The sequence below is a fragment of the Rhizobium sp. P1_E1 genome, assembly GCF_056406015.1.
Window position 1 is genome coordinate 55,913 of the sequence record NZ_JBFUAY010000009.1, and the last position, 12,557, is coordinate 68,469.

Sequence of the window (12,557 nt, forward strand, 5' to 3'; positions counted from 1 at the left end):
CGGCCCGTTCTGAAGTCGCGCGCAACATAGTTTTAGGGATTAGCATAGTCAAGGCGTAGACAGCTTCTGTCCAGCGAGAAAATAATTCTATCAAATCAAAGAGATAAATCGACTCCGGATCGATCGCGCAAATTCGACGGAAAGAATCCGCTTTTCCGGGCCGGAAATCTGCTTGCCCAAGCGATTTATCTCAACTCCAGCCGCCGCCATAGGTGCGATAGAAGACGTGAAGACCGATGCGACCGACCTTTTCCATGGTCTTTGCCCATTTCGGTCTGACATAGACGGCATGATAGTGCGTCGCCGAGCCCACCTGCGGCAGCCAGATCTTGCCTGATGTCACCGCCATCGCCACATCGCGGGCGACTCGCCAGTGATATTCGGAGTTCACCCTGTCCTTGATGCTGTCGCAGGCGAAGGAAAACTGGCAGCGGTTGCGCCAATCCTCGTTCTGGTAGACGACGCCGCAGATGGTCTTCGGATAGGAAGGGTTGCGGACACGGTTGAGGATGACCTGGGCGACGGCCGCCTGGCCCTTCACCGATTCTCCCCGTGCCTCGAAATAGATGCCGGAGGCGAGGCACTGCTGTTCGCGGGCGGAGAAGACGCTCGGCGCCAGCACGCTTGCGGCCCAGGCATGATCGCGCGGGCCGATCTCCGGAACGAAGCGGCCGCTGTCCGGCTCGGCCAGGATGGAATCGAAGGGCGATTGGCGGGCATAGTCAGGTGTTGCCGGCGCATAGGCTGTGGCCAGCACATCGGCCTTGTTGCTGGTGACGAGGCTTGCGAGCATTGCCGGCACGCCATTATCGGTCACAACAGGCTGCGTCTTATAGAAAGATGTGGCGATCTGGATTTCCTTGCCCTGGATCTTCGGCTTGACGAAGGCCGACCTGTCCTTGAGATCGAAGCTCGGGGTGAAGAGCATCTTGGTGCGCTCGAGGATCGAGCCGGCGGAAAAGTCCTTCGGCGGCTGCATCTTCTCGACGGCGACGACGCGGCCCTTCTTGGTGCTGCGATTGACCCGATCCTCGTCCGGCGTGTCCTCGTGGCCCTTGTCCTTGGCGGTAAAAGCGACCTTGCGGCCATCGGGCAGCACCATGCCGGCACCGGCGGAGATCGAACCCGTCACCATCGGCTCGGCGAAGGCGAGTTCGGCCTGGTGGATGGAGCCGGCCGGCGAATTGGTCAGCACCATGCGCCAGTTCTCCCCCTCATGATCGAGGCCGGCGAGCATGGCGGCCAGATCGGCATGAGATGCGACGCTCGGGAAAATCAGCCAGCCGGCAAGACCGAAGATTACGGGCGACACCCAATTCTCGGGAATGAGACGCAGCTTGCTACGGGAAGGGCTCTTTCGACGCAACACGGACTCCGGGCATGGAACGCGGGAACATTCCATTGAAAATCTCGCATTAACCTTGACGTCCGGTTAACAGGCCGTGCCGGAATGTGCCTATGGGCAGCTCAGCACAACCCGAAGGGATGCGTGCTGTCGCAATACCCGCGACTTCTCCCCGTCGACACGGGGAAAAAGGCCGGCGGCGAAGCGCAATCAAATAATAACGTGCGAGCCCAGTTCCACCACACGGTTGGCCGGCAGACGGAAGTAGTCCGAGGGATTGGCAGCGGCGTTGGCGAGGGCGATGTAGAGCCGGTCCTGCCAATAGGGCATGCCCGACTTGGCGTCCGGCACCAGTTTGCGGCGGCCGAGATAGAAGGAGGTCGACATGATGTCGAACTTCAGCCCCGTCTTGCGCAATGTCGCCAAGGCCTGCGAGACGTTCTGCGATTCCATGAAGCCGAACAGCAGCTCGACGCGGGAGAAACGCTCGGAAATCTGCTCGACCTTGTAGCGGTCGTGGCTTGGCACGCGCGGCTTGTTGATCGTGCGGATCGTCAAGATGACGTTGCGATCGTGGAGCACATGGTTGTGCTTGAGATTGTGCAGTAAGGCGGCGGGGGCGGATTCAGGATCGCTGGTCAGGAAGATCGCCGTACCCGGGACCTGGGCCGGCGAATGTTCGCTCTTGCGCTCGATCGAGCTGACGAAGGAGGCGAGCGGAATATCGGTATGGCGGGTCTTCTCCATCAGGATCGCCGTGCCGCGACGCCAGGTCCACATGACGACGGTAAAGGCGGTGGCGATCATGATCGGGATATAGCCGCCGTCGTGGATCTTCAAAAGGTTGGCGCCGAGGAAGATCATTTCGAGCACGACGAGCGGCGCAAGCGCGATCACCGCGACGGGAAGCGACCAGTTCCAGCGGGCGCGGACGAATTCGAAGGCCATGATCGAGGTGACGACCATGGCGCCGGTGACGGAGATGCCATAGGCGGTCGCCAGCGCGTCCGAAGTCTTGAAACTCAGCACCAGGAAGATGACGCCGATGAACAGCACGGCATTGACCGACGGCACGAAGATCTGCCCGGTATTGGTTTCCGAAGTGAAGAGGATTTCCATCCGCGGCAGAAAGCCGAGGTTGATGCCCTGACGCACCATCGAGAAGGCGCCGGTGATGACGGCCTGGCTGGCGATGATCGTCGCAGCGGTCGCCAGGATAACGACCGGCAGCAGCGCCCATTTCGGATACATCAGATAGAAGGGATCGGACATCGTCATCGGATTGCCGAGAACGAGCGCCCCCTGCCCGAGATAGTTCAGCGTCAGCGCCGGGAAAACCAGCAGGAACCAGGCCCACTGGATCGGGCGGCGGCCGAAATGGCCGAGATCGGCATAGAGCGCCTCGGCACCCGTCACCGTCAGGAAGACGGCGCCAAGCACGACGACGCCGTAAAAGCCCTCATGCAACAGGAAGCTGACGGCATAATAGGGATTGAAGGCGGCCAGGATGCCGTAATCGTCCGAGATATGGGAAATGCCGGCGGCAGCCATGACGAGGAACCAGACGGCGGTGATCGGGCCGAAGAACTTCGCGACGGCGCCGGTGCCGCGCGATTGCACGACGAAGAGCAGCGCCAGGATCACCACCGAGATCGGCACGATATATTCCGCGAGGCTGGGTGTGACGAGCTTCAGACCCTCGACGGCCGACAGCACTGAAAGCGCCGGCGTGATCATCGCATCGCCGAGGAAGAGAGCGGCACCCATCAGGCCGAGCAGCATCAGGATGGCGGTATGGCCGTTGGCGGTCTTCATCAGCAGTGCAAGCAGCGACAGCGTGCCGCCCTCGCCGTCGTTGTCGGCGCGCAGCAGGAAGAGCACATATTTGATGGTGACGATGATCGTCAGTGCCCAGATCATCAGCGAGATCAGGCTGATGACTTCAAAACGGGTGACGCCGTCATGGGCCACCGGCTTCAACGCCTCGCGAAAGGCATAGAGCGGGCTGGTACCGATATCGCCGTAGACGACACCGACGGAACCCAGCCCGAGATAGAACAGCTTTCGCGGCGTCATATGGCGTTCGTTCGGATGGCTCTCTTCGGACATGAAGTTGCAACAGGCTCCTTAGAGCCAGCCTTTCCAGCGGAAAAAGAAAAAGGGGATGACGGCGGATATCACCATCAGGGCCAGCGAGTAGGGATAACCCGCGACCCAGGTCAGCTCCGGCATGATCTGAAAGTTCATACCATAGATGGAGGCGACCAATGTCGGCGGCAAGAACACCACCGAGGCAATCGAGAAAATCTTGATGATCGAGTTCTGCTCGATGTTGATGAGACCGAGCGAAGCGTCGAGCAGGAAGGTGATGTTGGCGGCGACGAAGGAAGCATGCTCCGACAGCGACTGGATATCGCGCGAGACGGTGCGGCAGAGCTCCTTCGCCTCGCGGTCCTGCTGGATCGCCGGGATCGTGTGAAAGAACGTCAGCAGGCGGGCAAGCGAACCGAGACTGTCGCGCACCTTGCTGATCATCCGGTGATGGCCGGCAATATCGCGCAGCTTCTCCTCGAGGTAGTTCGAGGGCTTGCGCACCTTCCTTGCCCGGTCGCCGAAGACATGTGTCGACAAGATGTCGAGGCGCGAGACAGAGATTTCGAGGATCTCGGCGGTGCGGTCGACGATCGTCTCCAAGAGCTTGGCGAGAAGGGCGGCACCACTGCGCCAGTTTTCCGGCAGCCGATGGAGCGCGGCGATGAACAGCGCAAAGGATTTGGGATGAGCGTAGCGAATGGTGACCAGGCGGTTTCCGGCCAGGATGAAGGCGACATCGGTCAGGGTCGGTACGTCGGTGTCAGCCTTCCAGAGCAGCGAGGCGGTCATGAAGACGGCGTCGTTTTCGACATAGAGACGGGCAGAAGGCTCGATATCCTTGAGATCGTCGCGGGTCGGAACCTCGATGCCGAGAATTTTTTCGACATAGAGCTCCTCGTCGCGGGTCGGCTCGATCATGTCGATCCAGACGACGTCCTCGGGAAAGGAGGCGGCATGCGACAGATCGCGGATCTCGACCGACTTGCAATTCGAACAGTAAGCGGTAATCACCGGTAGTCTCTCCGGCTGCATCCAACCTCAAAGGCCGGCATGCGCATTGTGCTCAACCGCATCGCAGTTCCCAATCCTTCGATCGACAAGACAACTCCGAACTTGCAGGCGGGCCGCCTCTTCGAAACGAAGACGACCGTCATTGAGCATCTGCAGCAAACGCCATCATGGCGCCGCGGCATATGAAGCAAAGCCGTGAAATAATCAAGACATCTTCCGTGAAGCGCGGCTTTTCACCACGTTTCCCCCACAATTTGGGGTATCCGCCGCGGTGATTCGGCTCGCTCAAGCACCGACGTTATCCCGGAACCGCTGCACACTTCCGGGCGACATGCATTATTCGAAGACGATCGTCGGCGCCGGGCGCTGGGACTGGCCGGCGATCTGCTCCCAGACCTTGGCGGCGATGCCGCGATAGATGCCGGCGACGACGCCGTTCGGCTCGGAGGCGACGAGCGGCGTGCCGGCGTCGGAGGTTTCGCGAATGTTCATCGTCAGCGGCACTTCGCCGAGGAAGGGCACGCCGATGCGCTCGGCCTCCCTGCGGGCGCCGCCATGGCCGAAGATGTCGTAGCGGGTGCCGGTATCAGGAGCGATGAAATAGCTCATATTCTCGACGATGCCGAGCACCGGCACCTCGACCTTGCGGAACATGTTGAGGCCCTTGCGGGCATCGATCAGAGCGAGATCCTGCGGCGTCGAGACGATGACGGCGCCGGCAAGCGGCACCTGCTGGGCCATGGTCAATTGCGCGTCGCCAGTGCCGGGCGGCATGTCGACGACGAGGACATCGAGTTCGCCCCAGGCGACTTCGCGCAGCATCTGCAACAGCGCCGACTGGACCATCGGCCCGCGCCAGATCATCGCCGTCTCCTCATCGACAAGGAAGCCCATCGACATGACCTTGAGGCCATAATTCTCCATCGGATTGATGATGCGGCCGTCGATCTGCGTCGGGCGGCCGGATATCTTCAGCAGTCGCGGCATCGAGGGACCATAGATATCGGCATCGAGAATGCCGACGCGAAGACCGTTGGCGAGCAGCCCGAGCGCGAGATTGACGGCGGTGGTCGACTTGCCAACCCCACCCTTGCCCGAGGCGACGGCAATGATGGCGCCGATGCCAGGCACACCGATCTTGCCGGCGCGCGGCGGCTGTTGAGGGGCGTGGGCCCCGTGATCGTGGCCGGGATGACCGTGCGGCGGGTTCGGCGCAGGGCGGGCAGCCGGAGCGGCGGCGGCCGCCTTCTTGTCCGCGGTCAGTGTGACGAGGGCGCCCTTGACGCCCGGCATTTCTTTGATGACGCGCTCGGCAGCGAGCCGCATCGGCTCAAGCTCCTTGGCGCGGTCGGCCGGAACGGTGATCGAGAAATAAACCTTTCCGTCGGAGATGAAGACGTCGGAGACCATGCCGAGCTCGACGATATCGTGCTCGAGATCCGGTCCACGCACGGTCTTCAGCGTTTCGAGAACCTGTTCCTTGGTGACGTCGGTCATTCCACCCTCACTGCTTTTTCTTGCAGACTACAGCGCCGCGCGTCTTTCAAGACGCGCAAAGGACGCTGTAGCACTTTGAATTGCTGCATGATTTCAGCCTTGATCGAAATCGATCAAGGCTGAAATCATGCAGTAGAGATAGTGGAGACGGAAGCCTTCGCCAAACAAAATCATCGGGAAGAAAATCGATTTGACGGCGTGCCAAAAGAGCGCCGGGGAATTGGCAATCCGTTGCGGCCATCAAGTCCGCCGGGCTTTCGCCCTGATGGCCGCAACGGTCTCCCCGAGAACCGGCGCAATCCGGGGCGAACTAGAGCAAGCCGAGCAAAAGGCCAGTGAAAAGTGAACCGGGAAGAGGAAATCGCAAACAGCTGCGAAAGAAGCGGTGCCAAAACGCAACAACCGCCGCCGACACCGAAGGGCCGGGAGAAAGCGGCATCGGCGTCGGGCAGCGGTGTGTCGGCCGCGCCATTTCCTGGCGCTGGTCTCAAAGTCCCCTCTGGACCTCTCGCAAAAGAGATGCAGAAAGCGTGCCAGATGAAAAATCAGCGCAAAAGCGCTTGGGACAGCCCGCCAACGGGAAGGACTTGCCTATGCGCTGGGCGGCTTCGAAAGCATTCGGTTGTTTTTTGCAACTTATTTGATCAAGCCAATGCGCAGCGCCTTGGCGACGGCCTGGGTGCGGTTCACCGTGTCGAGCTTCTTGGTGGCGCGGTTGAGGTAGTGATTGACCGTGTGCTCGGACAGGGTGAGGATTTCGGCGATTTCGGCACTGGTCTTGCCGGCCGCCGTCCAGTTGAGGCAATCGATCTCGCGGTCGGTCAGCGTGTCGGTGATGCGCGTATCGAGGTTGCGGATCTCGGCAAGCCTGTCGAACACATGGATGGCGATATAGCAGAGTTCGCGCATCTCGGCCGGGCTGAAGGGTTCGCGGTCGCCGGCGAAAGAGACGGCGCCGCGCAGTCCGGAGGGCTCGTGCGTCGGAAAATAGGCGCCGCGCATCATCTTGAAGCGCTCGAACAGGGAGGCGACGAGGATGGACTTGCCGTCGTCCCGCGACCAGTTCTGTCTTGACATGTCGTAGAAGAAGGGCCGCGCAGATGTTCTGAGGCGTCTGAGGACCGGGCTGTTCACCATCAGGCCTTCCTGGTCGTAGAGAGCCAGAAGCTCGGCCGGCCAGCTGGTGATGACAGTGCTGCCCTGAAGATCGAAGGAAGTGATCGGCGGCAGGTTGAGGACCATGAAGGCACGGCTGCGATAGGCTTCCGTCACCCGTTTCATGAAACGGAAAATATCGAACTGGGTCTTCAGGCCCGCTATTTCCTTGATATAATCGTCTTCTTCCGTGGATGTTTGCGACAAGGGTGCCATCACATTTCTTCATCTTCGGCACAGCGGCCGGCAAACCGTTTGCGAAACCTGCCCGCTATGGGTGTTTCGATTGCATCGGGGAACGACGATCGCTGGTTGGAATCGGCTTCAGCGTTGAGCGTTCGGCCGGTGACTGGTTGTAGATTTCGCGGACCGTTCTAGTTGTGGTGATTCGTCGGCAAATCTCAATATCGCGCTCATCATAAGCATGCTCTGCGATTGCGTCCAGCAGCGGGCTGATAGCAATTTTTCTCTCAGCGGCGCGGACCGAGACGGAGGCGCATGCCTTCCATGATCCTCGCAGCCGCCAGTTGAACCGGAACGGCCCATTGGTGCAGAAGTTCCATCGACAACCGATAGGCCGGGCCGGTAATCGAAATACCCCCCATAAAGGTCCGATCCTCCGACCAGACCGGTGCGGCGACGCAGCGGATGCCGGCCTCATGCTCCTCGCGGTCGAAAGCATAGCCCTGATCGGCAATCTCGCGGATTTCAGCAAGCAGCGTTTCGGCCGAGACATGGGTCGAGGCGGTAAAGCTGGTAAAGCTCAGGCCGGCGACGAGATCGACGAGGCTTTCGGCCGGAAGCAGCGAAAGGGCGGCCTTGCCGACGCCGGTGCAATAGCAAGGCGAGGCATTGCCGATCTGAGAATACATGCGCACCGGCTGTCGGCCTTCGACCTTGTCGAGATAGATGATCGACTGGCCTCTCAGAACGCCGAGATGCACCGTCTCGCCGGTTGCCCGCTGCAGATCGGCAAGGTGCGGCTCGGCGATCATGCGGAATTCGTTGCGCGCCCAGCTGCGCGCGGCGAAATCGAGCAGGCGCAGGCCGGGCGCATAACGGCCGTCGCCATCGAGCTCGAGCAGCCCTTCCTCGACCAGATGGCTGAGCTGGCGATGCAGCGTGCCGCGCGGCTGGCCGGCGAGAGCCAGAACATCAGTAAAACGCAGCGGCGCATCCGCATGGGTGACGAGATCGAGCAGAACCATCAGTTTGCCGAGCGTGCCGGTCTCACGTGCCTGTGCTGCGCCGCCGCCGTTTGAATCCATTGCCTCATCCACCCTTGACAGAAAGGCCACTGTAATTCGATAATTCCATATAGTCAAATTAAGTTCCAAATAATGGAACAACGATAAGGTCGGGAGGCGACGGTGACCATGATGCCAGCAGCACAATTTCCCGAGTTCAAAGACCGAGCCGTGCTCGTGACCGGCGGCGGATCGGGCATCGGTGCTGCGATCGTCGAGGGTTTCGCGCGCCAAGGCGCCAAGGTCTCGTTCATCGATATCGCCGAGGCTGCCGGCCGCGAACTCGCCGAAAGGCTGTCGCGAGAGACCACGCATCCGGTCTCCTTTCACCATGCCGATCTGCGCGACATCGAGGCGATCCGGCGCACGGTCGATAGCGTCATTGCCAGCTCAGGGCCGATCCGCGTGCTGGTCAACAATGCCGCCTGGGACGACCGCCATGAATTCGACGCGGTGACCGAGGCCTATTGGGACAACAACCAGGCGGTCAACCTCAAGCATGTGTTCTTCACCTCGCAGGCAGTCGTGCCGTCGATGCGGGTGGCCGGCGGCGGGGCGATCATCAATATGTCGTCGATCGCCTTCAAGCTGAACATGGGCGGCTTTCCCGCCTATGCGGCAGCCAAGGCGGCGGTCGTCGGGCTGACGAAGAGCCTGGCGGGCAGGCTCGGGCCGGAGAACATCCGGGTCAACTGCATTCTGCCCGGCATGGTCGTCACCGAGCGGCAGATGCAGCACTGGCTCAGCGAGGAGAGCATTGCTCGCTCGGTCGAGGACCAGTGCCTGAAGGTCGCGCTCAAACCCGATGCGATCGTCGGTCCCTGCCTGTTTCTTGCATCCGACTGTGCGGCTGGAATGACCGCCCAGTCCCTGATTGTCGATGGAGGCGTTCTGTAATGGCAAATCCCGCTTATGTCGCGGTGGACTGGGGCACCAGCAGCTTCCGCTTGTGGCTGATGGGTAGGGACGGCACCGTCCTTGCCGAACGCCGCAGCGGCGAAGGCATGACGAGCGCGGCAAAGACCGGCTTTTCCGCGGTGCTTACCGGCCATCTCTCAGCCATCGAGGCGCCGGAAAACCTGCCGGTGATCATCTGCGGCATGGCCGGCGCACGGCAGGGCTGGGTCGAGGCCGGTTATATCGACGTGCCGACGCCGCTTGCCTCGATCCTGACCGGGGCGGTCTCCGTACCGGGCGAAAGCCGCGACATCCGCATCCTGCCGGGCCTTGCCCAGCGGGACATGGCGACGCCCGACGTCATGCGCGGCGAAGAAACCCAGCTTCTCGGCGCGCTCGGCCGCGCAAGCTCCGGAGCGCAGGCGGTCTGCATGCCCGGCACGCATTCGAAATGGGTGCATGTGACGGACAGCAAGGTGACCGGCTTTTCGACCTTCATGACCGGCGAGCTGTTCGACGTCATCAGCAAACACACGATCCTTTCGCATGCCGTTGCCGGTGCGGCAGAGCAGCCGGCGGATGCGGCAGCCTTCGAGGCCGCGGTCTCGGCCGCTTTCGCGCGCCCGGCCCTTGCCTCCAACCTGCTGTTTACCGCCCGCTCCGGCCAGCTCCTGCACGGGATTTCTGCCGCTGCCGCGCAAGCCCGGCTTTCCGGCACGCTGATCGGCCTCGAAATCGCCGGCGCGCTGCAAGATGCGGCAAACGGCACCGACATCACCCTCGTCGCCTCAGGGCGCCTGCAGGCGCTCTACGAGCAGGCCTTCAAAACCCTCTCCCTTGCCTTCACCGCCATCGACGCCGACGCCGCCGTGCGCCGCGGGCTTTCGGCTGCCGCCGAAGCCATCTGGCCGAATTGAGAAAGCTGACACGATGAACCGTATCCCCTTCCCTGACATGAAGCGCCCGCTGATCGCCATCCTTCGCGGTATCCGGCCTGACGAGACCGAAAGCGTCGTCGGTGCTCTGATCGAAAATGGCCTGACGGCGATCGAGATCCCGCTCAACTCGCCGGAGCCGTTCAAATCCATCGAGATCGCCGCGAAGATGGCACCGGCCGACGTGCTGATCGGCGCCGGCACGGTGCTGACTGTCGAGGCGGTCGACAGCCTGCATGCGGCCGGCGGCAAGCTGCTCGTCACCCCGAATGTCGAGCCCGAGGTGATCATCCGGGCGCGCGACTACGGCATGGTGACGATGCCGGGCGTCTTTACGCCGACCGAGGCGCTGGCAGCAGCGCGCGCCGGGGCCACCGGTCTCAAATTCTTTCCGGCCAGCGTGCTCGGTCCTTCCGGCATCACGGCGATCCGGGCAATCCTGCCGCCGGAGCTGATGATTGCCGCCGTCGGTGGTGTGTCGGATAAGAATTTCGGCGATTATACCAAGGCCGGCATCTTCGCCTTCGGCCTCGGCACCAGCATCTACAAGCCAGGAATGACCGCATCAGAGGTTGCCGAGCGCGCCAAGGCGACCATTTACGCCTATGATGCAGCCATTGGGAGCGTGAACGTATGACCGATATTTATGAGTTCGAGGGCAAAACCCTTTGCAATACCAATTCCGTTCTCGGTGAAGGCCCGACCTATGATCCGGACAGCAATACCGTCTGGTGGTTCAACATCCTCGGCAAGGAACTGCACGAACTCAATCTTTCGACGGGCACGAAAAAGGTGCATCCGCTGCCTGTCATGGCGAGCGTGCTTGCCCGCATCGACGCCGGGCGGCAGCTGATCGCGACGGAAGAAGGGCTTTTCGTGCGCGACGTCGCAAGCGGCAACCTCACCTTCTACGCAGCACTCGAAAACGACAGGCCGGAAAACCGTTCGAACGACGGCCGCACCCATCCTTCCGGTGCACTCTGGATCGGCACGATGAGCAAGCGGGCGGAAAACCAGGCCGGCGCCATCTATCACGTCGCTAGCGGCAAGGTGACGAAGATCTTCAACGGCATCAGCATCCCGAATTCGATCTGCTTCTCGCCTGACGGCACGATCGGCTATTATACGGATTCCCGCATCAACCGGCTGATGCGCGTCATGGTCGATCCGTTGACCGGCCTGCCTTCGGGCGAGCCGATCGTGCTTGTCGACAGCATGGACGACCCCGGCGACATTGACGGCTCGGTGGTCGATGCCGACGGCTATTTGTGGAATGCGCGCTGGGGCGCCGGCGTCGTCGACCGCTACAGTCCGGACGGCCTGCGCATCTCGCGCTACAAGGTTCCTGCCGTCCAACCCTCCTGCCCTGCCTTCATCGGCGTCAATGCCGACCGCCTGGCGGTAACGACCGCCTGGGAAGGGCTGGATGAGGATGCCCGTTCGGCGCAGCCCAGTGCCGGCGCGCTGTTGGAACTCGGCATCGAGGTCAAAGGCGTGTTCGATCCCGTCTACGTGATCTGATCACCGGGTGATCAGAGGCCATCAGAGGCGCTCCCGATCGGGGCGCCTTTTCTCGTTTTAGCGGCGGTTCTTCGATAAATGTTCCGTGAAAATCGAGAAATTTTCCGAGTTTTCAACCGGAACCAATCGCTCTACCAGTCATTTTCCCTTCGAACCGGCGCGGCAACGAGACCTGAGAAACAGGGGTTGCCGCGCCAGCGAACACTCTAGGGAAAAACAAAGGTAGGTTCGAAATGACACGCAAACTTCTGACGACCGTTGCCGCTGGCGCACTGTTTGCCACGGCTTTCGTACCGGCGGCATTCTCGCAGACAGCCCCGCAGCCTGCGGATCCCGCTGCTCCGACCCAGGCGGCCCCCGCCGATCCGGCAGCACCGAAGCCGATGACGCCTGACGTCACCAAGCCCGCAGGCGATGCTGCACAGGCTCCGGCCGCAGCACCGACGGCAGACACGGCTCAGGCCGGCTATCTGACGGAACAGTCTCCGGACCAGGTCAGCGCCAACACCTATATCGGCCAGTCGGTCTATAACGGCAACAATGAAAGCATCGGCAGCGTCAACGACCTGATCCTGAAGAAGGACGGCGGGTTTGTTGCTGCAATCGTTGGTGTCGGCGGCTTCCTCGGCATCGGCGAAAAGAACGTCGCCGTGCCGATGGAAAAGATCACCGTCGCGCAGAACACCCAGGACGGCAGCGTCAAGCTGACGACCAGCGAAACGTCTGAATCGCTGAAGGCCGCACCTGAGTTCAAGACGCTGGCAATGCTGGCGGCCGAAAAGGCTCCGGCTGCGACCGGTACCGACACCACGGCAACCGGCTCGACCACGCCTAAGTAATCCGTGCGTGGTAGTA

Annotated in this window: 11 protein-coding genes; 5 read left to right on the forward strand and 6 right to left on the reverse strand. The window is 61.5% G+C overall.

The features are described 5' to 3' along the window. Nucleotides 1-190: 190 nt before the first annotated feature. The 6 genes from AC1D1Z_RS06035 to AC1D1Z_RS06060 form a co-directional block, all read right to left on the reverse strand. Nucleotides 191-1,402: a cell wall hydrolase gene (locus tag AC1D1Z_RS06035; protein ID WP_028734917.1), complete on the reverse strand. Its 1,212-nt coding sequence runs from the start codon at nt 1,400-1,402 to the stop codon at nt 191-193. Between the two features lie 153 nt (nt 1,403-1,555). After that, nucleotides 1,556-3,454, reverse strand: a complete 1,899-nt coding sequence (locus AC1D1Z_RS06040; protein WP_018449360.1) for a potassium transporter Kup — start codon at nt 3,452-3,454, stop codon at nt 1,556-1,558. Between the two features lie 18 nt (nt 3,455-3,472). Then, nucleotides 3,473-4,450 carry a magnesium transporter CorA family protein gene (locus AC1D1Z_RS06045; RefSeq protein WP_018449361.1) on the reverse strand — a complete coding sequence of 326 codons (978 nt, stop codon included), beginning with the start codon at nt 4,448-4,450 and terminating at the stop codon, nt 3,473-3,475. 336 nt (nt 4,451-4,786) lie between these two features. Further along, entirely contained in the window at nt 4,787-5,947 is a 1,161-nt protein-coding gene (locus tag AC1D1Z_RS06050) for an Mrp/NBP35 family ATP-binding protein (protein ID WP_028734918.1), read from the reverse strand. 636 nt (nt 5,948-6,583) lie between these two features. After that, entirely contained in the window at nt 6,584-7,318 is a 735-nt protein-coding gene (locus tag AC1D1Z_RS06055; RefSeq protein ID WP_018449364.1) for a LuxR family transcriptional regulator, read from the reverse strand. A 254-nt stretch (nt 7,319-7,572) separates the two neighbouring features. Beyond that, nucleotides 7,573-8,370, reverse strand: a complete 798-nt coding sequence (locus AC1D1Z_RS06060) for an IclR family transcriptional regulator (protein ID WP_166480531.1) — start codon at nt 8,368-8,370, stop codon at nt 7,573-7,575. A 108-nt stretch (nt 8,371-8,478) separates the two neighbouring features. Between AC1D1Z_RS06060 and AC1D1Z_RS06065 the strand changes: the two genes are divergently transcribed. The 5 genes from AC1D1Z_RS06065 to AC1D1Z_RS06085 all read left to right on the forward strand — a co-directional run bounded on the left by AC1D1Z_RS06065 (nt 8,479) and on the right by AC1D1Z_RS06085 (nt 12,541). Further along, the gene (locus AC1D1Z_RS06065) at nt 8,479-9,246 is read left to right on the forward strand and encodes an SDR family NAD(P)-dependent oxidoreductase (protein WP_197729112.1); all 768 of its coding nucleotides are present in this window, start codon (nt 8,479-8,481) and stop codon (nt 9,244-9,246) included. Then, complete coding sequence (locus AC1D1Z_RS06070; protein WP_112906034.1) at nt 9,246-10,163, forward strand: 2-dehydro-3-deoxygalactonokinase; 918 nt, start codon at nt 9,246-9,248, stop codon at nt 10,161-10,163. The genes AC1D1Z_RS06065 and AC1D1Z_RS06070 overlap by 1 nt, the downstream gene beginning before the upstream one ends. 13 nt (nt 10,164-10,176) lie before the next feature. Further along, complete coding sequence (locus tag AC1D1Z_RS06075) at nt 10,177-10,818, forward strand: 2-dehydro-3-deoxy-6-phosphogalactonate aldolase (RefSeq protein WP_018244997.1); 642 nt, start codon at nt 10,177-10,179, stop codon at nt 10,816-10,818. Continuing rightward, complete coding sequence (locus tag AC1D1Z_RS06080; RefSeq protein WP_130651799.1) at nt 10,815-11,702, forward strand: SMP-30/gluconolactonase/LRE family protein; 888 nt, start codon at nt 10,815-10,817, stop codon at nt 11,700-11,702. The genes AC1D1Z_RS06075 and AC1D1Z_RS06080 overlap by 4 nt, the downstream gene beginning before the upstream one ends. Nucleotides 11,703-11,935: 233 nt before the next feature. After that, nucleotides 11,936-12,541, forward strand: a complete 606-nt coding sequence (locus tag AC1D1Z_RS06085) for a PRC-barrel domain-containing protein (protein ID WP_018244995.1) — start codon at nt 11,936-11,938, stop codon at nt 12,539-12,541. Nucleotides 12,542-12,557: the final 16 nt, after the last annotated feature.